This window comes from Moorena bouillonii PNG (assembly GCF_001942495.1).
Taxonomy (GTDB): Bacteria; Cyanobacteriota; Cyanobacteriia; order Cyanobacteriales; family Coleofasciculaceae; genus Moorena; species Moorena bouillonii.
Window position 1 is genome coordinate 5,802,587 of sequence record NZ_MKZS01000001.1, and the last position, 20,097, is coordinate 5,822,683.

The 20,097-nt window shown below is 43.5% G+C and carries 18 protein-coding genes; 7 read left to right on the top strand and 11 right to left on the bottom strand.

Annotation, left to right across the window (positions count from 1 at the left end; all coding sequences use genetic code 11):
• The first annotated feature begins 3 nt into the window (after positions 1–3).
• Positions 4–801: a pantothenate kinase gene (locus tag BJP37_RS23560; protein WP_081431300.1), complete on the top strand. Its 798-nt coding sequence runs from the start codon at positions 4–6 to the stop codon at positions 799–801.
• A gap of 25 nt (positions 802–826) precedes the next feature.
• Here the strand turns inward: BJP37_RS23560 and BJP37_RS23565 are convergent, their stop codons facing one another.
• Positions 827–1,282 (bottom strand): NUDIX domain-containing protein, encoded by a 456-nt coding sequence (locus BJP37_RS23565; RefSeq protein ID WP_081431301.1) that lies wholly within the window; start codon positions 1,280–1,282, stop codon positions 827–829.
• A 373-nt stretch (positions 1,283–1,655) separates the two neighbouring features.
• Here BJP37_RS23565 and rbp point away from each other — a divergent pair, with 373 nt between their 5' ends.
• Positions 1,656–1,946: an RNA-binding regulator gene (gene rbp / locus BJP37_RS23570; RefSeq protein WP_075902425.1), complete on the top strand. Its 291-nt coding sequence runs from the start codon at positions 1,656–1,658 to the stop codon at positions 1,944–1,946.
• A 156-nt stretch (positions 1,947–2,102) separates the two neighbouring features.
• Positions 2,103–2,300, top strand: coding sequence for an Asl3888 family RNA-binding protein (locus tag BJP37_RS23575; protein ID WP_070394677.1), 198 nt, complete (start codon positions 2,103–2,105; stop codon positions 2,298–2,300).
• Positions 2,301–2,628: 328 nt separating this feature from the next.
• On the opposite strand, the gene argH is transcribed toward BJP37_RS23575, so the two are convergent.
• The 3 genes from argH to BJP37_RS23590 form a co-directional block, all read right to left on the bottom strand.
• On the bottom strand, positions 2,629–4,023 hold the full coding sequence (gene argH, locus BJP37_RS23580; protein WP_075906402.1) for an argininosuccinate lyase: 1,395 nt from the start codon (positions 4,021–4,023) through the stop codon (positions 2,629–2,631).
• 277 nt (positions 4,024–4,300) lie between these two features.
• A complete protein-coding gene (locus BJP37_RS23585) occupies positions 4,301–4,552 on the bottom strand; it encodes a hypothetical protein (RefSeq protein ID WP_198954156.1) in 252 nt (83 codons plus the stop codon).
• 28 nt (positions 4,553–4,580) lie between these two features.
• A complete protein-coding gene (locus tag BJP37_RS23590; protein ID WP_075902427.1) occupies positions 4,581–6,038 on the bottom strand; it encodes a GAF domain-containing SpoIIE family protein phosphatase in 1,458 nt (485 codons plus the stop codon).
• A gap of 435 nt (positions 6,039–6,473) precedes the next feature.
• On the opposite strand from BJP37_RS23590, the gene BJP37_RS23595 reads away from it, so the two are divergent.
• Positions 6,474–6,926 (top strand): helix-turn-helix domain-containing protein, encoded by a 453-nt coding sequence (locus BJP37_RS23595; RefSeq protein WP_075902429.1) that lies wholly within the window; start codon positions 6,474–6,476, stop codon positions 6,924–6,926.
• A gap of 7 nt (positions 6,927–6,933) precedes the next feature.
• Here the strand turns inward: BJP37_RS23595 and sbcD are convergent, their stop codons facing one another.
• From sbcD to BJP37_RS23615, 4 genes are all read right to left on the bottom strand, one after another.
• Positions 6,934–8,157 (bottom strand): exonuclease subunit SbcD, encoded by a 1,224-nt coding sequence (gene sbcD, locus BJP37_RS23600; RefSeq protein WP_075902431.1) that lies wholly within the window; start codon positions 8,155–8,157, stop codon positions 6,934–6,936.
• A gap of 123 nt (positions 8,158–8,280) precedes the next feature.
• Positions 8,281–8,805, bottom strand: a complete 525-nt coding sequence (locus BJP37_RS23605) for a sll1618 family protein (RefSeq protein ID WP_075902433.1) — start codon at positions 8,803–8,805, stop codon at positions 8,281–8,283.
• Between the two features lie 308 nt (positions 8,806–9,113).
• Positions 9,114–11,276 (bottom strand): glycine--tRNA ligase subunit beta, encoded by a 2,163-nt coding sequence (glyS, locus tag BJP37_RS23610; protein WP_075902435.1) that lies wholly within the window; start codon positions 11,274–11,276, stop codon positions 9,114–9,116.
• Positions 11,277–11,481: 205 nt separating this feature from the next.
• Entirely contained in the window at positions 11,482–12,585 is a 1,104-nt protein-coding gene (locus BJP37_RS23615) for a calcium-binding protein (RefSeq protein ID WP_075902437.1), read from the bottom strand.
• A 751-nt stretch (positions 12,586–13,336) separates the two neighbouring features.
• Between BJP37_RS23615 and BJP37_RS23620 the strand changes: the two genes are divergently transcribed.
• The gene (locus BJP37_RS23620) at positions 13,337–13,603 is read left to right on the top strand and encodes a hypothetical protein (RefSeq protein ID WP_070394685.1); all 267 of its coding nucleotides are present in this window, start codon (positions 13,337–13,339) and stop codon (positions 13,601–13,603) included.
• Between the two features lie 113 nt (positions 13,604–13,716).
• Here the strand turns inward: BJP37_RS23620 and BJP37_RS23625 are convergent, their stop codons facing one another.
• The 3 genes from BJP37_RS23625 to BJP37_RS41470 form a co-directional block, all read right to left on the bottom strand.
• The gene (locus BJP37_RS23625; protein WP_075902439.1) at positions 13,717–14,634 is read right to left on the bottom strand and encodes an ABC transporter ATP-binding protein; all 918 of its coding nucleotides are present in this window, start codon (positions 14,632–14,634) and stop codon (positions 13,717–13,719) included.
• 187 nt (positions 14,635–14,821) lie between these two features.
• A complete protein-coding gene (locus BJP37_RS23630) occupies positions 14,822–15,595 on the bottom strand; it encodes an ABC transporter permease (protein WP_070394687.1) in 774 nt (257 codons plus the stop codon).
• A 255-nt stretch (positions 15,596–15,850) separates the two neighbouring features.
• Positions 15,851–16,090 (bottom strand): hypothetical protein, encoded by a 240-nt coding sequence (locus BJP37_RS41470; RefSeq protein WP_198954157.1) that lies wholly within the window; start codon positions 16,088–16,090, stop codon positions 15,851–15,853.
• An 869-nt stretch (positions 16,091–16,959) separates the two neighbouring features.
• Between BJP37_RS41470 and BJP37_RS23640 the strand changes: the two genes are divergently transcribed.
• Together BJP37_RS23640 and pgeF are read left to right on the top strand one after the other, a co-directional pair.
• Positions 16,960–18,972 (top strand): WD40 repeat domain-containing serine/threonine-protein kinase, encoded by a 2,013-nt coding sequence (locus BJP37_RS23640; RefSeq protein ID WP_075902441.1) that lies wholly within the window; start codon positions 16,960–16,962, stop codon positions 18,970–18,972.
• A 308-nt stretch (positions 18,973–19,280) separates the two neighbouring features.
• Positions 19,281–20,066 (top strand): peptidoglycan editing factor PgeF, encoded by a 786-nt coding sequence (gene pgeF, locus BJP37_RS23645; protein ID WP_075902443.1) that lies wholly within the window; start codon positions 19,281–19,283, stop codon positions 20,064–20,066.
• Positions 20,067–20,097: the final 31 nt, after the last annotated feature.

The following is a 20,097-nucleotide window of genomic DNA, read 5'->3' on the forward strand; positions in this document are numbered from 1 at the left end:
TATATGACAACTATGGCAAACAGCTTTTTAGGATTAGTGATTGGCAATTCCCGGTTACATTGGGCTTGGTTTGTGGATAACACCCTGAAAAAAGCCTGGGATACCAACCATCTAACCCCAGCAGCTGTAGCGCAGTTAATCAAGGACTGGAGGTCTAATGTAATGTCAGCGGAAATTTTTCCATCCCAGTTAGCAGCTCAGGGATCAGACCCATCCAAGCTATTACCCCTTTACATCGCTTCAGTAGTACCTGCCCAAACAGCACTCTGGCAAAACTATTCCGATACTACAATATTGACCCTGGAAGATTTACCCCTTTCCGGACTATATCCCACCCTAGGCATTGACCGCGCCTTGGCCGTATTTGGTGCTGGTCATAGGTATAGTTATCCAGTTTTAGTTATTGATGCTGGTACTGCTCTAACCTTTACTGGGGCTAACCAAAACCTACAGCTAATCGGAGGAGCTATCTTACCAGGATTGGGATTACAGTTACAGTCTCTAGCACAAAAAACTGGAGCATTACCTGCGATTGAACTACCAGCTCAGTTACCAAAGCGTTGGTCTCTGGAGACATCAGAGGCAATAGCAAGTGGTGTTGTCTATACAGTATTGGCTAGTATCCGGGATTTTATTGAGGATTGGCAAAGGGAGTTTCCCAACAGTCCGATTGCTATGACTGGCGGCGACTCTGAGCAGTTAGTTACTTATTTCCAATCCCAATTTCCTGCAATAGCGGCTCAGATTATTGTTGATCCTTACTTAATCTTTTGGGGAATATTGTCAGTGGTTGGTAGTTAGTTGCTGCGGTGACTTTTGTGGGGAATTAAGCAACGGTGATATTACCCTCAAAATAGTCCTGTAACTGACGGTCATGGTCATGGCTGAGGTTTCCCTTAGGGATAGCTTCCGGTTCAAACGCCTTGACTTCACTAATTTCCAATACGTCCTGTACCTCCATGGTTCCGGTGACATCAGCTTCTACCAGAATACAGATAGAATGAACTCTGGGATCTCTTCCTGGTGCTGAGTAAACCCCAAATAACTGGCGAATCTTGAGCAACTCCAGTCCAGTTTCCTCAAATAATTCCCGTTCGATAGTCGTTGGAATATCTTGACCCCAGTTAACTATCCCTCCTGGTAGAGCCCACTTACCATTGTCACGACGTCGAACTAGTACAATTCGCCCATCCGGCAAGAGTGGAATGATGCTCGTACCGGTAATAGGATGTCGAAATATAATTCCGAGAACGGTTTGGACAAATTGCCATAATCTTCTCATGTGATGATAGGGCTGTTGAGTGTGTGTGTTGCTTTTACTGACTGCTATGATAGACATTATGGATGCAAGTTCGGTAACGTCAGTGATTGAAAAGTCCATTGTGATGCAATTCAACGTTGAACGTCTGAGTAGTTAACAGCTAGGAGCCTAAGGAATACCTGACCGGTTCACAGGCGAATCACTTCTGGTTAAATCTCTGTCTTGATGCAAAGCGCTAATGGGGTGGCCTCCTTTGACCGCACCGGTAGTCGCTCATGGGGTGTCCTGCTTTGACCGCGCTGCATCAATGTCATAACCTGGGTAGATATGCACCAGTGCTTCGCCCTCTCACCGACCTTCATCTGAACATTTTCGATCAGATGGACAACTCTAAATGACTATATACATTGGCAACCTAGATTATCAGGTTACCTCTGAAAACTTACAGGAAGTATTTCAGGAGTATGGTACAGTATCAAAAGTAGCAGTTCCTAAAGATAGGGAAACAGGTCAAGGGCGTGGATTCGCTTTCGTTGATATGGGGACAACGGATGAGGAAGATTCGGCCATTGCTGAGCTAGATGGTGCAGAATGGATGGGACGTTCTATGCGCGTCCGTAAAGCTAGACCAAAAAATAACGACAACGACAACAATCGCGGAAATCGTAGTCGCAGTGGATTCTAGAAACACTAGGCTTCGAGGACAATCAAGAAGTCTGGTTTGGAAAACTAACCATTTTCCTTTCCCGTGGGTGACATGGGTAACTTAAATAAACCAAGCTGAATTTATTGTAAGACTTGGGTTTGATAGTGTTTTTGTTTTTTTATCAATGAGGTAAACATGGCAAAGCGCCGCAATCTAAAAAAGGAAAAGGCGCAGCGGAATCAAGCTTACGCCCGTAAGTTTCGGAAATCCAAGCGTAATACGGGCCGTTTTTCCAAAAATAGACGGTACGGTACTAAACCTCCTAAGTCGGAGGAAACAACAGCAGAAAATAATGAGGATAATAATTACCAAGGTGGTACTGGTGCGATGTAATGAGTCAGTTATCAGCTGATTCCTGATATTCCCATAAGTAACTACCCTAGTTGATTAACTACTGCTGTCAATGTAGAAAATTTAGGAGTATCTAGTCAGGAGCTTCGAGTCAGGATAAGTCAAGTTTATGTTATTGGAATAAACAAAAGTAAAAGTATGTTTTAATCCAAAAACTAACTAAACATCTTTAGTTCTGATCCGAAGTTTCCCGCTCCTAACTTCCCTATTATTAAGTATTTTTGTACTGGCGCAAGAATGGCGCAAGCAAGACTGACCTACGGTCACGCTACGCGATTGAGAAGATCTAATATTAGAGATAAATTAGCGATCAATCATGATTTGAATTTAGGCGATCGCATGCATCCTCAATCCCTCGCCTAACCTGGTCAAAACCAGTGCCACCATAACTATTCCGACGAGCTACTACTTGAGTAGGGGCAATGGCTTGATAAATATCCTCTGCAAAGGCTGGATGCAACGCTTGCCACTGTTCGAGGCTCAAATCCTTCAGTAACTTCCCGGATCCCAAACAACCTCTGACCACCTTACCCACCAGATTGTAGGCTTCCCGAAACGGAACCCCTTTTGAGGCTAAATAGTCAGCGACATCGGTAGCGTTAGAGAAATCTTCAGTAACTGCTGATGCTAAACGTTCGGTACGAAATTCTAACCCTTCCTGCCAGAGAATGGTCATGGCTTCCATACAGGCTTTGATAGTGTTAACGCTATCAAACAGTGCTTCTTTGTCTTCTTGCAAGTCTTTGTTGTAAGCCAAAGGTAGCCCTTTCATCAAAACTAACAACCCTTGTAGATGACCAAAGACACGACCAGTCTTACCTCGTACCAGTTCGGGAACATCAGGATTTTTCTTTTGGGGCATGATGCTAGAACCAGTAGCACAACTATCCAGGAGAGTAACAAAGCCAAATTCCTGAGATGACCAGAGAATGATTTCCTCTGACAATCGGCTCAGATGTACCATGATCAAACTGGCAGCACAGAGGAATTCAATGGCAAAGTCGCGATCGCTTACTCCATCGAGGCTATTACCATAAATTCCTTCAAAATGCAAGGTTTCTGCGGTATGATGTCGGTCAATGGGGAAGGTAGTCCCTGCTAAGGCTCCACAACCGAGGGGTGAGATATTCACCCGCCGTCGGATTTCCCCTAAACGCTGCCAGTCCCGCTCTAGCATTTCTACGTAAGCTAACAGGTGATGGGCTAAACTGACTGGCTGAGCCCGTTGCAGGTGAGTATAGCCAGGAATCAGGGTTTCAACATGAGCTTTGGCAAGATTGAGCAAGACCTCTTGGAAGTGACGTAACTGGCTACGAATCTGATCAATCTGCTCCCGGAGGTAGAGTCGGGTATCCGTACCAACTTGGTCATTACGCGATCGCGCTGTATGTAGCTTCTTGCCAACATCACCCACAATATCAGTAAGGCGGCGTTCTACAGCTAAGTGTACATCCTCCGCATCAACACCAGGGTTAAATTTTCCTTGGTGGTATTCTGAGCGGATTTGTTCTAAGCCAGCTACTAGCTGCTGAGCTTCCGACTCAGAAATAATGCCAGTATGGGCAAGCATCTTGGCATGAGCCACAGAACCAGTAATGTCATACTCAATCAGTTCTATGTCAAAGCCGATACTGGCATTGAAGCAAGCAATTGCTGGATGTAACGCTGATTCAAATCGCTGACTCCAGGTTTTTTGCTCAGTCACAGTTTTGGAAACAAGATAAAGGACACAAGACGAGTTAAACGAAGTTAGATTTAGTATAAGCATTCAGCTATCAGCATAAGCGCTACGCGCACGCTACGCGAACAGCTATCAGCTTAGGTGCGATTAGCATAAGCAATTTCGAACTATTAAATTTTACCGTTTGGGCATTGCGCATTTCCCATAGGCGCACGCTACCCGAACGAGATGTACCTTAAGCTGACGGCTGACAGCACCTCAAGCAGCGTGAGCTAAAAGCTGACGGCTGACACCTGACGATTTAGTTAAACGAAGTTAGATTTCTGAATAAGTAACCAACAACTAAGCCAATCACCAGCGCCGCAGCCTGACCAGAATCAATAAAGTTTTGCCAGGCCGTCTTGATTTGACCAAGTACATCTGGATCTTCAATAGTTTGAGCCAAAACTAGCCCATCGATGGGTAAGTGAGAGTTCAGCCATCCCAAGACATCAGTCCAATCGCTAATGCATAATAACGGAACTATTGCTGTTTGTATGCCTACAATCACCATTGCTCTGCTTTCCTATACCTTAAATCTTTTAGTGAAACCTTGATTTTACCTGCATTACGACCAGTGTCATATCATCTCCGTTAGTTGTTGTACCAGTAAACTGCTGCACTTGCTCAAATAGGTAATCTAAAATTTCCTGAGCAGTATAACTATGTTCACAGGCCCACTGGAAGCTTTGAGTTAGATTGTCCTCATCAAAGCGATGGCCATTGAGATTGGCTGCCTCGGTCACGCCATCAGTGTAGTAAATAATGGTATCCCCTGAATCTAGCTGCACGTGAGAGTCTTCGTATTGAGAATCAACTTCTAAACCAATCAGCATCCCTGCGGTATCCAAGGGTTTGATAGAACGGGTTGATGCCTGCCACAACAAGGGGGGATTGTGAGCGGCATTACTATAGGACAAAATCTTGGTTTTGGGGTCGTACTCAGAATAAAACAAGGTAACGAACCGATGGGAATTTTCCAAGTCAACATACATAACCCGGTTCAAGTGTTCGAGAATGCGTGCAGGGGAGTGACCGTTTAGCACTTCTGCTCGCAGCATTCCCCTGGTCATAGTCATAATCAACCCAGCCGGAACCCCTTTTCCCATCACATCACCAATCACAATGCTCCAAGGTAAATAAGCACTGTGGTCATCATTGAGATGAGCATCCCCGGAGTTTTTCGGTCCGAGCTGGTCGTAGTTGGTGGGAATGAAATCGTAGTAGTCACCTCCGACACGGTTAGCGGTTTTACAGAAAGCCGCTAATTCCACCCCTTCAATTTCAGGGCATTGGCGCGGTAGTAGGCGGATTTGGATATCGGCACCAATTTCTAACTCTCGATCTAAGCGTTCTTTATGGCGTAGCTCAACTTTAAGTTCATCATTAGCGATCGCTACTGCCGTTTGGTCAGCCACTAACCTTACCAACTTCTGTCGTGTCGGTGTCCAATTATATTGTGGGTCATGGCTAAAGATATACAAATGTCCTTGTTCAGCATTTTTAAGCAGAATGGGAAGACTAAACAGTTTGATATTGGGTTCAAGATAATCCCTCAAGAGTTTATCAAAGGATGCCTGAACTAGTTTCATAGAAGTTGGTGTCTGCTGAGAATTCCCCCCTTGGCCATTAGGACTTGTCACTTGGTGGGTGGTCTTTTCTATGGCTTTACGAATAGTCTGACCCACCTGAGGGTTCTGGTAGTGTAGGTCAGAGCGTTGTACCTGACCATCTCGATTGAACAAGATTAAAGCTCCCCCATCGGCATCACTGACCCGTGCTGCCATTAGAGGAATTAACTCTAAAAACTGATTGAGATTGTTGAAGCTGCGTAAGGCAAACCCCAATGAGCTTAACAAATCTTGAACCTTGTGCTGTTCTCGATAAAGACGTGCAACCAGTTCTTTGAGGGTGGACACAGGGTTTTTCTTAGCACCAGCATAGGAGTTGGTGCTATTGGTTGAACTTGAGGGTTGGTGGGGAATGGGCAGTGCTGTCATTGCATCAGGTGTTAGGAGCGTTACCAGTTATGCTGCACAAACCATCAGGTTAATCAGGAGTTAGAACAGATGTCTACTCAGGTTTTGTCAAGCAGCTGTTGCTGAAACTGTTGACCTGTGAAGCCTACGATGGCTGACCCTGGATCTTCACGGTAGTTTTGCTTAGGTATTGATTCAACCATGTAGGATAACTAGCGCAACAGTATGGCATCCTACAGTAGCACTGATTGCCATTTTTAGCTATTCCAAAAGTCCCAACCTATCATTCCAACTGACCTGATTTGTCTAATGATAGCCCTAATTACATTCAATGTTATTCAGGGAATCTTCTGAGTGCTGAGGGCTGATGCATTAATTAATAGAACCCCATGATTTGGCATTCCACAAATTTTATCTTATTATAGTTTTATAGGAATAGTTTTGGAAAATCAACTGATGAACAAGTGCGTTGGTACTACTGAAGCGGCATCTCTGTTAGGAATCTCCTCTAGACGATTGCGACAACTCCTAAGCTCTGGCCGGGTTAGAGGTGCTTATAAAAGCGGTAAATTCTGGATTATTCCCCTGTTTAACCATCTGCCTCAAATTACCAAAGGTAGACGTGGTCCAAAGGGTAAGTGGCGTAAAAATCGTCCTCCGGCTCTAGCTAAGATCAATGTCAACCGCAATCACATTGGCTCGAATATGCACAAAAGTCCCAAAGACCGGAAGCCAGTGATTTCAGTAAAACGAAGCGGCAACAATCTATACGGCAACCAAGTAGAAATCCTCGGTCCTTGTCGGATTGTCTATCAGCCTGATAACCCACTCGATTGTGGCGCTCGTCTGTGGATCGAAACCTTCAGTGATATCCACTTCATCGGTGGCAGTTTTCCCGCAACTAGCTAATTACCAATTACCGATTTTTTTCTAATAGGCATTCTGCAGCTTCTAGCATATCTGCAGCAATATCTCTGAGGTCTTGCCGATTCTCTAGATATTTCGATAACGCATCCATCGGATCAATACTGTTACCTATACCCAGTTCCGGCAACCGGGGACGGGCTAGCTGGCTGACTAATTCTGGGCGAATGGTATAGTGGTGAGCTGCCCTCAAGGATTCATGTATCGCAGTATTGTCAATTAGGTCGAGCTGCTCAGAACGTAGCTTGTAAATCAGCCGGACTATAGCGTCTTTAATAGTTTCGTTACCAATAGCGTTTAGTAAAGTACTTTGGGGATCATCTGCTTCAGCAAGGTTGACCTCAATGGTACGGAAGGGACGCACTGACAAGGGACAAAATTCCCACTGAACGCGACCTTTGGACAGCTCAATCATGACATAACCTTTGTCTTCCTTCTCTTCACTGAAATCGACCCGCTCAATGCTGCCAGGGTAAATGACTGGAGGGTCATTGGAGTGGTTGAGATTCTGGTGATGGTGGATGTGTCCTAAAGCTACATAATCAAAGCAGGGTCGAGTAAGCAGCGAGAGCGGAATAGTAAAACCTTTACCAACTGCGAGGAAGCGCTCTGCACCAAATCTAGCTTGGTCTGCCATTAAATGACCTAACAAGACCGTTGGCAGGTTTGGGTCAAGTTTACGAATTTCTGCTTCTAAGATTGGCTCAAGCCGTGAGATCAGGAGTTGGTTAACCTCGGCTAGGGTTAGACCTTCGGTGTCTGGGCGACTGAGAAGGGTGGAGTTGGTTAGCCACGGTAGAGTAATCACCTGTACCGGACCATTGTCGGTTTGAATCTTATGAGTGGTGATGGTATCTCCTACTACAAATCCAGGCACACCTAAGGTGCGGTAAATGCATAAGCTAGCACCTCCTTGTCCTTGGGAGTGTTGGTCGTGGTTTCCTACTAGTAAAACTGTAGGAATGTTTGCATCTACTAAGCGGCGAAATTGATTGGCAAAGGCTTGTTGAACATAGGGTGGTGGTGTGGCATCGGGAAAGGCATCACCGCCAAAAAGAACTAAATCCACAGGTTCGGTAATGGCTCGGTCAATACATTTAGCTAGGGTATTGACAAAATCTTCTAAACGTGTATTGATTCCAGTAGCAGGGTTGATTCGTCCATGGGAGAAGCCACTACCCATGTGGATGTCAGATAGGTGAAGAATTTTGATCATTAGCCATGATATATAAGATAGATTTGATAGGTGAACATACTCTGTCAGGGAAAGGCAAGAGGCATGCTAGCAAGAGGCAATAGCATAAGCCATGTCCCTCAAACGTTGCTGAAAATGTATGGGTTATTCGTCAAGAATTTCAGATAAAGCTTGATGGATGACCTGTTTTTGCTCAGAATCGTATCTCCAGCGCTGCAGAAATTCTTGGTAGTTGCCAACTCCAGTAAGGGCGCTTTGCCTTAACTGTTGGGCAATGTCAAACAGGCTTGGCATGTTTAGTTGTTTAATGAGATTAGCACTACGCGATCGCACTCGGTCTGATCCTTGAGCCATGTCTTCTTTACCATTGCGGCGATGGTTCAATCCCATTGCCGCTGACATAGCTAAATTTTTGACTAACAGTTCGGCTACGATTTCAGGGGATGACTCTAGAGCTGTGATCACCTCTGGTGAAGGATTGTCGGCTAAGGTGCTGTCACTGGTAAGGTAGGTGACAAAGAAACCTCTAGCACCATTTTTGGTTTTGACTAAGGATGCGATCGCTTCGGTAATTTCTGGCGATGTTAGTTCCCCTGTTGCCATTTTGGTCATTATCGATTCCGTGAATGCGATGGCATTATCAAAGGTTACGGTTTCTAGAATTTCCATGGCAATTCAGAGGCTAGCTCAATAGTAGGTCAGTTTTAATTTGACCACAATTTTCAGAAAACCGCAGATAGAGCTTTTACTATAAATCCTCCAAAGCTATCAGCGGTCAGCGGTCAGCGGTCAGTGGTCAGCGCTCAGCCGTCAGCCGTCAGCCGTCAGCCGTCAGCCTTGGCCTTTGGCCACTACTGATTGCTATAAGCTGATTGCTGATTGCTGATTACTGATTGCTATAAGCTGATTACTGATTGCTATAAGCTGATTACTGTTCGCGTAGCGTGCGCGTAGCGCATATGCTTACAAACCAACCCCTAACTTTTGACAATTGCTCCAAAATCTGCTAATACACGAGCATGATTCCGCAACAATCCTAACAAATTCAACCGATTACTGCGAATATTGGGGTCAGGATCCATCACCAATACACTCTGGTCACCATCAAAGAAAGTGCTAACCGTAGGAGCAATCTCTTCTAGTGCTTCCACTAATTTCTGATAATCTCGCTCTTCCTGAGAAGCTTTAATTTTTGGCACTAATTCCACGAGGGCATCATAAAATGCTTGCTCACAAGATTTCTGGAAGTATTCCGGAGTCACTACTGTTGTTGGTTGTATCTGTTTGGTATCTAAATCCCCTTGTTTAGCTAAACGAGCTGAACGGTTGACAGTTTCATAGATTTTATCCAGGGTACCATTATCTCGGATAGACTGGAGAAACAAAGCGCGATCGCGTACATCTAACACATCAATTAATGCCCTGTTTTGATACTCGGGATCATCTTCTCCTAACACAGCATTCACTAAATCATAATCAATTTTATTTTCTTCTTGGAGCAGAGTCCGAATCCGTTGTAAGAAAAATTCCTGTAATGACTCTATTGGTGAATTATTGTCTGGATAAGCAGCTACAAAATCCGCAGCAATATCTTTTAGCAACTGCTGGAGATTAATCGGTAAATTGGCATCCCAGGTAATGTTGATAATCCCATTAGCAGCACGACGTAGAGCAAAGGGATCAGAAGAGCCTGTGGGTAACATACCTAAGCCAAAGATACTGACTAAGGTATCTAGCCTGTCTGATAACCCTACCACTTGCCCAGTAATGGTTTGAGGTAGAGAATCACCTGCACCCCTCGGTAAATAATGCTCAAAAATTGCTGTTGCGACTTGCTCAGATTCCCCACTAGCAACGGCATACTTTTGTCCCATTACCCCTTGTAATTCAGGAAATTCATACACCATCTGGGTAACCAAGTCTGCTTTACACAGTAAGGCCGCCCTTTGAATCTGAGTAATAGCTTCTGGTGAGATTAGATTAGGAGAGTGTTGACGTAACTGGTCAGTAATTTGACTCGCTATCTTTTCTATTCTACCGACCTTTTGGCGTACTGAACCTAAATCTTCCTGAAAAGTGACTTTCTCCAGTTGGGGTAAATAGCTTTCTAAGGGTGAGTCGATATCGGTTTTGTAGAAAAACTGCCCATCGGCTAACCTCGCTCGGATTACTCGCTCGTTGCCAGTAGCAATAATTTCGGATTTGGCGGGGTCACCGTTACCAATAGTAATAAAATAGGGGATAAGTTCAGTAGCCGCTTCGGTTTTGAATACTGGGAAGTAGCGCTGGTGAGACACCATCTCTGTGGTGACCACTTCTTGTGGTAAATTCAAGAAGTCTGAGGAAAATTTACCCACTACTGCTGTCGGCCATTCCACTAAATTAGTGACTTCTTCCCATAAGTCAGGGTACAGAGGGGTATAACCACCTAACTGTTTAGCGGCTGACTCCACTTGTGATTTGATTGTATCGCGACGTGCTTCAGGATTGACCTCTACATAAGCATTGCGCAAATAGGACTGATAATCTGTAGCTTGGGGAATCTCTACCGGTTTGGGAGACAAGATCCGATGACCACTGGAAATGCGATCGCTTTTTACAGTCTCGGCATTATTATCTAACTCTACCGGTAGCACTACATCATCTAAAAGTGTGACTAGCCAGCGAATCGGACGGGGAAACTTTAAATCTCCATTCGCCCAGCGCATGAACCGTCTACCTTCCAATCCAAATATCCATTGGGGAATCAGTTCCGTTAAAATTTCTGTAGCGGGGCGACCGGATATCTGTTTCTGAACAAAGACAAATTCTCCTTTATCCGTATCTCTGAGGAATAGATTATCTAGCTCTACCCCCTGTTTACGGGCAAACCCAATCGCTGCTTTAGTAGGTTCGCCATCCTTAAACGCTGCCTTAGCTGGTGGTCCTTTAACCTCTTCTTCTCGGTCGGGTTGCTTTCCAGGTAATCCTTTAATGATAACTGCTAAGCGGCGAGGGGTGCCGTAAATCTCAATTCCTTCTGGAGTAAGAAAGTACTCATCCAGGGTTTGGGGAATTTTCGATTGCCACTGTGCGATCGCACTATCCACAAAATCTGCGGGTAATTCTTCTGTACCGACTTCTAATAAAAATGTAGACATAGGGAACTGATTGCTAATCAAAACTATAATCTTTAACTACCAATTCCCCCAGTGTACCTCTTGAGATTATAGACCTGGTGATGATGGTTTTGATTGTAAACCCACAGTTGCAGCAACTGTCGCTAAGCTCTACCTCAAACCCCGTTATGGATTTATCTGAAGGTGTAGGGGAGCAGGCTGTGCTCCCCTAACGGTATAGTTATTGCTAAATCGTCAGAAAGTTGCTAGCGCTGGCAATAGTGCTAACTTGTGCATCATTGACAACTGCTAACACTTCACTGTTAGCAGAGATTTGGACATCACTGCCACTTTGGTTAAACCTCAAGTTACTGAAAGTCAAGGCACCAGACAGACCTAGCAACGTCTTACCAGCCTCAAAGTTAATGATAGTATCAGTTCCTTTGCGTGCTTCTAGGGCAATAATATCGTCACCACCCCCAAGCCTGATCGTATCGTTGCCAAAGCCACCAACTACTAAATCATTACCAGTGCCAGTGTCTATGAGGTCATTACCGATACCTCCATAGACTGTGTTATTGCCTCCGGAAGAGAAAATCTCGTCATTACCAGTGCCGCCATAAATGGTGTCAGGGTTGGAACCGCCGAAAATCTCGTCATCCCCAGCACCACCATAGATAATGTTTACTCCCTCACTGCCAAAGATTCTGTCATTACCACCTTGACCGTAGATGGTGTCATTATCAGCAGTGCCGAAAAGAGTTTCACCGTTGCTTGTGCCTACAATTACTTCATCTTTCGGCACAACTCTTAAGTTATCCACTAGTAGCGCGGATTCCAACAACTCATCTTCTACATCTACCACTGCCATACCTACTAGATAAGTGCCAGCAGTTGGGAATTTGTAGGTAAAGGTATCGTAGTCTGTTTCCTCACGAAATCCTGTAGGAGACAGCAGAAATGAACTATTGGTATCTGCCAGGTTAGATAAAACCTTTGGGGTGATGGAGACAAAGGCAAAATCCTTGAAGGTGGAGTCAGGGGTAAGCTCATCAGTGAGGAAGTTAAAGTCGAAGCTCAAAACATCCCCAGCGTTGACTGTAATAGGTTGTAACTTGAGAGCGGATCCTTCTTTGGCATCTCCATTGCTAAAACCATCTATACTGCCTGGGTTGAACCCCAAGAAGTTTTCAAGTGCGCTATCACTTACAGAACCGACATCATTAGTAATTAAAGCCTGAAATTTTCCCTGAGAAGGGATACTGCCAAATGCCGCTGTCTCAATGCTGGCATCGCCGATAGTGTTCCAATTTATGAAGTTGCCAGTCTCAAATCCAAAAATAGTAGTCATCAGATTTTGTCTTTGGTAGATTACATGATTGACACAAGAAGGTCATTGCAGACAAACAAATTTAGACTAAGCTCACCTCAAGGCATCAGAAGTTGATACACCAGTTGATACACCAGTTGATACACCAGTTGATACACCCTAAATCAGACTCGTAAAACCGATAATTTTTTCGTAGCTTCCCCTATAAATCAACATTTAAATTTTGGAGTATTCCTGAAAAATTAAAATACCTTAAGGTGTCTTATTTTTTTACCCTGAATGTTTTTGATATTTTGCTTGACTTGACTATTTATCAATTTATCAATTCTTTTTTTAAAGAAAAATACTTTTATTTAAAGTCTTCGTAAAGTTAAGCGTAAACTTGTTCAAGTTTTAGTTAAAATTAGGTAATCCTAGTTACCTAGGTAACGCCCATAAACTAGATAGCATCAGTTATCTGAGGCATCTTCACAGATTTCAGGGATCGTAACACTGCCAAAGCCAGCAGCATCGAGTCATTCACAATAGGTTTGATTAGCTGTAATCCAACAAAGGCTCTGCCTTGATATCTGGAAATAGTGACAAATCCTGAAAAAAAGGGTTATAATATCCCTCTGAAGACAAAACATTGATTAACCCTAACAGGTTGATTAACCTTGAGGAATTTACTTACAATTCCAGGGCTGGTCTATTTTCTCTAAGTACATTTACGGTTACGGCGGTCAACTCAGCAATTCTATAATCCCATCAGTTATTGAAGGGCAGTAAGGCAATGTATAAGAATTGCGTAATTGACATTAACTCCAAGCCTAATAAGGTTGATAGCGTTTGGCGTCTAGCCGAAACATTATCTGTAGAGGAAAAGGCTGAATTGATTGAGCGCTTGCTTGACCAAGAATCGGGTTTGATTGTGCTGTCAGCAACTACTCACTTAGCTGATTATATCCTGGCCCAGATGAGTCTTTTGTCATCAGAAGGCTTGCTGTACGTATTCAGGAAAGTTGCGGCTCAGCTGTCTAGCAAAGGGAATGGTTTGTAGATTGTTATCGTTAATCACCCAAAATATCCAGCTTGTTCTTTTTTTGTTGGTGGTTAGTAGAGGCGAACAGCTGTTCGCCCCTACAGTAGTCACTAGAGATCAACACACTCTCACTAACGACTAACCACTAACTTATTTCCCAGATTTGATGTAACCTCTACATAGACATACTCAAGCCGCACTGGTTGACGAGCAATGGAATCGAGGGGAATCCCATCAAAACATGCCATAATGTCCTTCAGGTCTAAAGACTCTGGTAGCCAAAACGCTAAATCATTGCCATAGCGGCGATGAGTAAAGCCTAATTCTTGGGCACGAGCGATCGCTTGTTCTTCTTGAGGGGTGTCTACTACTACAATTTCTTGAGCCGGAATCTTTTGCCGTAACTCAACCAAACTCCCCTCTGCTACAATCTGTCCCTGTTTAAGAATGCCAATTCTGTGGCAAAGACGTTCTGCTTCATCAAGGGAATGAGTGGTCAGCAAAATAGTAATTCCCTGGCCCTGAAGACGTCGAATCAAGTCCCAAATTTCATATCGGGCTTCAATATCTAAGCCTGTGGTAGGCTCATCTAAAATAAGTAATTTCGGCTGATGCACTAGAGCAACAGCAATATTCATCCGTCGCTGCATCCCACCACTGAGGGTTTCCACCGGACTTTTTGCCCGCTCTAATAAATTGACCGCAGCAAGGGCAGTGTAAACTTGTTTAGAGCACTGCTGACCATCTAACCCATACAGACGAGCAAAGAAATACAAGTTTTCTTGACAACTAAGGGTTTGATACAGTAAATTCTCTTGGGGAGCAACCCCAATCAGCTTTTTCGTTGCCTCGGATACTGGTTGGTTATTGATTGCGATCGCACCACTATCCGCTCGTAGTAAGTTACAGATGATATTGATAGTAGTTGTCTTACCTGCACCATTGGGTCCGAGTAAACCATATATTTCTCCCGCTGGAATAGTTAGGGTTAAATCCCGCAGAACGTTTCGATTACCGTAAGACTTACTTAATTTATGGATATTTAGCACTAGTTAAACCTTCAGCAATACTAAGGCAATTTAATCAGACTTTTTTTACGATAATCGGATAATTTTATAGACGTACTAGGTCATAGATAACTGACCCGACTATACTTAAGTTTATTTTTTTTGTGCAAACCTCCTGATTCTTCAATGGTTTAAACTAGGTTACCCTGCACAAAACTCCCGTGGGTAATTACAATCTTCTCTCTACCCGAACCATCCCCTGGTATGACAACCATGCGACTATCACCATCACTGAGGCAAAGCCAAATAAAAACCAGAAATGAGACTCGATTTCCACCAAACCCTTGCCATCAGCCCATACTCCCAGCAAGGCTTCGTTCATATGATAAATTGGGTTAAACTTAGCGATTTCCAGTAACTGTTCCGGAAACAAAGCAGTTGGTAAAAACGCACCACCCAAAATTAATAGAGGTACACCGAAGGTTCCCACTAAGGCATTAACGTCCTCAGTGCGCCGCGCTAATTGAGTTCCCAGAAAAAATCCCACTCCCACATAAGCAATAATACTCAGCAAAATAATCAATACTCCTAGCAACACGGAACCTTGAAACCTTGCCCCCAAAAATGCTGCTATGGTATAAACCACTAAGGCTTGACCTGTAGCAATGCAGCTGTGAGCCAAAAAAATTCCTAAGAAATAGGATATGCCACCTAATGGAGAGATAAATAAACGCTTGAGCATGTGCTGTTCTCGTTCTGAGACTACCGTTGCGACGCTACCCCCCAAGCAGCTAAAAAACAAAGCAGCACCCACAAGAGTAGTTGGGGCAGCACGTTCAAATGCTTCAGCGGTTGATAGCTGAGCCTGTTCTGCCATAATTAAACCGTTGAGAAATAGCACAGTAATTGGAAAAATACTCCAAAATAATAGGCTACGCTGCCTTCGCCATAGTTCAATCAAGATTCGCTGTGCTACAGCACAGGTTTCCCGCCAATATTTTATAATTATCCTGTGTGCCATTTATCATGTGGTAATTATTACTACTTTCAACTTTCAACTTTAACCCCATATTTTTGTGTTTATATTGCCTATCGTCTATTGATAACAAACAAGGTATCCAGGTCTCTAAGATAATAAAGGGCAAAACAAGCTGCTAACATTGGCCAAGCGGCAAAAAATAGCAAATTAGGATCAGTAAATGGGCTTAGATATTGCTGATAGGATGAGATAGTTTATCTCCCATGAAATACTAATACGCTACCATAAGTCCATCGTTTTTTCCACTAAGAGTAAAAATCCTAGGATGATTACTAGCTGGATAGCGCCAATAAGACTAAAAATGCTGTTACCGAGTCCACTAATAAAGTAAAAGTTTTCATAGACCGCAGCTGCATGTTCAGGACGCACGAATTTATCGATTGTCCACATCAGCATTACTATAAAAACACTGAGGCGCAGTAGAAACAAAACTAGGGGAATTCGATTAGATGCTCTCATGGTAGTTTCAGAAATAATAGATCGCAAGTAATAGATCGGATAACAGAATGATAGATCAGATTATATCTGCTAGCGTCGTTATTTTATACCTAGGCTTGACACTCGCAATTGGTTTGCATTCAGGTATCAGCCGTTAGCCTTACCCACTATGAATCCATGACTTCCGTGAGAAAGTATAGTTCCTAAAAGAGGTTGTTCGCGTAGCGTCGCCTTTTGGCCAAGGTTTAATCACCGCCTAACCTGTAAGCTGTAACCTATAACCTGTAACCTATAACCTGTAACCTATAACCTGTAACCTATAACCTGTAACCTATAACCTGTAACCTATAACCTGTAACCTGTAACCAGATTGCGATTGACCTACGGTCACGCTACGCGAACGCGTTTGCTGAAATTCTGCTAAAATTATTCATTGAAGGTAAAATAACCAGTACCCTTAATCCTAAGGATTGGTCAACAGCTCAAATCCTTAATCCCATCATTTAATCCGATTAGCCAAATTTCACCGGAAAGCGAAAAGGGCTGGCCGCTACTGTAGCCGATTAGCCAACCGCTAAGTCCAGCATCTATGGCTAGCATCTACCAAAAGCATCCTGATACCAGGGAATTTCTACCGTAAGTACTACCGTACCCCATTTAACTGTGACATGCTCCCTCTTAAGAGGAAAATCAAGAGGAAAACACTACCCTCGCGGGTAGCCTAGTCATGTAAGCATTCACCCGTCAGCGGTTAGCCGTCAGTGGTCAGTGTTCAGTTGTTGGCCTTTGGTACCTCAAGTAGCTTGCCCATAAGCTGATAGCTGATACGCGACACGCTGATAGCTGAATACTTACCTAGTCATACCCAAATTCCCTGATGACCTGCCAGTATGATCTGCTGTCTTAATCCCGATTGCCAGAATCCCATTAATCCGGATGATAACCAGTTTTGCCAAAGCTGTGGTAACAAACTGGTTATCTTGAAAAACCGCTATCGTCCAATTCGACCCATCGGAGATGGGGGATTTTCCAAAACCTATTTGGCAGAAGATAGGGACAAATTGGATGAATACTGTGTGATTAAGCAGCTAGCCCCCCAAATTGAGGGAACGAAGGCACTCAAAAAGGCACGAGAATTATTTGAGCAAGAGGCAAAACAATTGCAAAGGCTGGGACAACATCCCCAAATCCCTACCTTGCTAGCTTACTTTGAGGAAGATCAGCGCTTATATTTGCTCCAAGAGTATATCGAGGGGAAAACCTTAGAGCAAGAGTTGGCAGAAGCAGGAGCGTTCAGTGAAGACAAGATTAAGGATGTTTTATTTGAACTGCTAACTATTCTCAAGTTTGTCCATCAACAGAAGGTGATTCACCGAGATATTAAACCAGGTAATATCATTCGCCGTCCTGGTTTGGGTCAAGGATCTGAAAAAAAGAATCAGCTAGTACTAATCGATTTTGGGATAGCCAAGCAATTGAGGGCTACGGTCATGGCTAATATCACTGGCACCACTATCGGTTCCTTTGGCTATGTGCCTATGGAACAAATGGAGGGAGGTAAAGCCTATGCTGCTAGTGATTTATACAGTTTGGGCACGACGTGCTTTCATTTGCTGACGAATGTTCATCCTTGGGATTTGTGGAAGAAACAAGGCTATCGCTGGGTAAATAGTTGGCGAAAGCATTTAAAGCAACCGGTGAGTGAACAATTGTGGTGGATAATGGATCGGCTGCTCCCAGAAAGCTATCAGCACCGTTATCAGTCTGTAGACCAAGTTTTGGAGGTGTTGGAGCTTCAGTCTGCGCCCCCGGCTAATCCCTCTAAATCAACCTCTAAGTATCACGAGTCCTTTCTAAATTTTTTAACGTCATTCAGACCAAATAACCAGTTAAAAAAACAAGTGATGATGGGAGGATTTTCTTTATTATCTATAGGATTAATTACTCAAGGATATGGATATTTTAGGTATCAAACCTTTCCCTCTAATTTAAGTTTTTTGATTGCTGGTTTACCCAGCAGCACCTACCTCAAAACTACTCTCAATGGACACTCTAACTCAGTGCGTTCTATTGCTGTTAGTCCTGATAGTACCTATTTGGTAAGTGGTAGTAATGATCATACTGTAAAAATTTGGAATTTGCCGAAAGGTGAGTTAGTTAGAACCCTGAATGGCCATGATGGCAATGTTTATTCCGTCGCTATTACTCCTGATGGAGAAACTATTGTTAGTGGTGGCGATGACAACACTGTCAAGATTTGGAATTTGAAAACGGGTCAGCTCAAAAAGAACCTTACTGGTCATCAGGGCTTTATTAGTTCTGTTGCTATTAGTTCTGATGGAAAAACCTTAGTCAGTGGCAGTTATGACCACACCATCAAAGTTTGGGATTTACCGACGGGTAAGCTAAAACAAACCCTGACAGGGGAAACAAATTGGGTTAGTTCGGTGGTGATTAGCCCTGATGGCAAAACATTAGTTAGTGGCAATGGTGGCAATAGGATCAGAATTTGGGATTTGGATACAGGTGATCTAAAAAAGACCCTGACTGGTCATAGAGATTCCGTTATTTCTCTAATCATTAGTCCTGATGGCAAAACCTTATTTAGTAGTAGTTTAGACCGTAATATTAAAATTTGGGATTTGACAACTGGGGAATTAAAAAATACCTTGACTGGACATATATACTATGTTCATTCTCTGGCGATTAGTCCCGATGGTAAAACCTTGGTTAGTGGTAGCGCTAATAATACTATTAAGGTTTGGAATTTAGAAAATGGAGAGTTAAAAAGTACTTTAACTGGTCATACAAACTGGGTGAGTTCTCTGGCGATTAGTCCCGATGGTAAAACCTTAGTCAGTGGCAGTAGAGATGATAGTATTAAAGTTTGGAATTTGCCTTAATTTATGACAGTAAGCTGGTTTAAGTTAAAGTTTTAGGTTATGACAGGAAGGGAGCAGGGAGCAGGGAGCAGGGAGCAGGGGTAAAGAATTTTATTTTTTTGATATAGCAATTATATTTCCCATGAGGAACAAAGGGATCCCCCTAAATCTCCCTTAAAAAGGGGGACTTTGAGGTTTATAAGTGTAACTCAGAAATGCAATAAAAGCTATAATTAAATAATATCTAATTGAAATCCACAACAGCTGAAAGGATAAAGTGTAAAGTCTAAGCTGTAAACTGTAAAGTGTAAACCGTCAACACAATTTAAATGCATACCTGGCACTGGCAGAGTTGGAACAATTTGCCCTATTTAACGAGTAGCCTATTGAAGCAATGGAATCACGGCTTCTTCACCTCAGCATTTTCTCCCCGTTCTCCGGAAGAAATGGTCGATGTACTCCAGCCTCATGCCCAGGTGTATCGAGTTAAACAGGTCCACGGCAATACAGTACTGACTCCTGGGGAAATTGAAAGTACCCAAAAAAATGAGCCAGACTCCAATAAACCACCGGCTGATGGTATTATAAGTGAGGAAGCTAACCAAGCTGTGTGGGTTTGTACGGCAGATTGTACGCCCTTACTAATTGGGGATATGGAAACCGGACAGGTAGCAGCAATTCATGCGGGTTGGCGGGGTACTGCTCAACGGATTGTTCCTAATGCGATCGCACGATTGCTAAACAATGGTAGTCGTAAAGAAAATTTACGCATTGCTCTCGGTCCAGCAATTACCGGGGAATGCTACCAGGTATCAGAAACCGTGGCGGCTGAAGTGGGAGCTAGTATTGTATCTACTGATCAAGGGGATAGCACCGAATCAATTCTGGCGGTGTTGCAGCAGCTAGACGACTCCCCAATATTAGAGGACCCGAAACCCGGACGAGTACGCTTGGATGTGCGGCGAGTCAATGTCTTACAGTTGGAACAATTGGGCATTGATTCAGAACAAATTGCGATCGCACCCCACTGCACTTACTCTGAACCAGAGCGTTTCTTTTCCTATCGCCGTAATCAACTTAAGAAAGTTCAGTGGTCTGGTATTATTAGCTATTGAAGCGTAAGCTATCAGCTATCAGCTTAAGCGC

Excerpts from the sequence above, each read along its gene's own strand:
- BJP37_RS23560 (WP_081431300.1), top strand. The coding sequence starts at position 4 with ATGACAACTATGGCAAACAGCTTTTTAGGATTAGTGATTGGCAATTCC.
- BJP37_RS23565 (WP_081431301.1), bottom strand. The coding sequence starts at position 1,282 with ATGAGAAGATTATGGCAATTTGTCCAAACCGTTCTCGGAATTATATTT.
- rbp (WP_075902425.1), top strand. The coding sequence starts at position 1,656 with ATGACTATATACATTGGCAACCTAGATTATCAGGTTACCTCTGAAAAC.
- BJP37_RS23575 (WP_070394677.1), top strand. The coding sequence starts at position 2,103 with ATGGCAAAGCGCCGCAATCTAAAAAAGGAAAAGGCGCAGCGGAATCAA.
- BJP37_RS23585 (WP_198954156.1), bottom strand. The coding sequence starts at position 4,552 with ATGGTGATTGTAGGCATACAAACAGCAATAGTTCCGTTATTATGCATT.
- BJP37_RS23590 (WP_075902427.1), bottom strand. The coding sequence starts at position 6,038 with ATGACAGCACTGCCCATTCCCCACCAACCCTCAAGTTCAACCAATAGC.
- BJP37_RS23595 (WP_075902429.1), top strand. The coding sequence starts at position 6,474 with ATGAACAAGTGCGTTGGTACTACTGAAGCGGCATCTCTGTTAGGAATC.
- sbcD (WP_075902431.1), bottom strand. The coding sequence starts at position 8,157 with ATGATCAAAATTCTTCACCTATCTGACATCCACATGGGTAGTGGCTTC.
- BJP37_RS23605 (WP_075902433.1), bottom strand. The coding sequence starts at position 8,805 with ATGGAAATTCTAGAAACCGTAACCTTTGATAATGCCATCGCATTCACG.
- glyS (WP_075902435.1), bottom strand. The coding sequence starts at position 11,276 with ATGTCTACATTTTTATTAGAAGTCGGTACAGAAGAATTACCCGCAGAT.
- BJP37_RS23615 (WP_075902437.1), bottom strand. The coding sequence starts at position 12,585 with ATGACTACTATTTTTGGATTTGAGACTGGCAACTTCATAAATTGGAAC.
- BJP37_RS23620 (WP_070394685.1), top strand. The coding sequence starts at position 13,337 with ATGTATAAGAATTGCGTAATTGACATTAACTCCAAGCCTAATAAGGTT.
- BJP37_RS41470 (WP_198954157.1), bottom strand. The coding sequence starts at position 16,090 with ATGAGAGCATCTAATCGAATTCCCCTAGTTTTGTTTCTACTGCGCCTC.
- BJP37_RS23640 (WP_075902441.1), top strand. The coding sequence starts at position 16,960 with ATGATCTGCTGTCTTAATCCCGATTGCCAGAATCCCATTAATCCGGAT.
- pgeF (WP_075902443.1), top strand. The coding sequence starts at position 19,281 with ATGCATACCTGGCACTGGCAGAGTTGGAACAATTTGCCCTATTTAACG.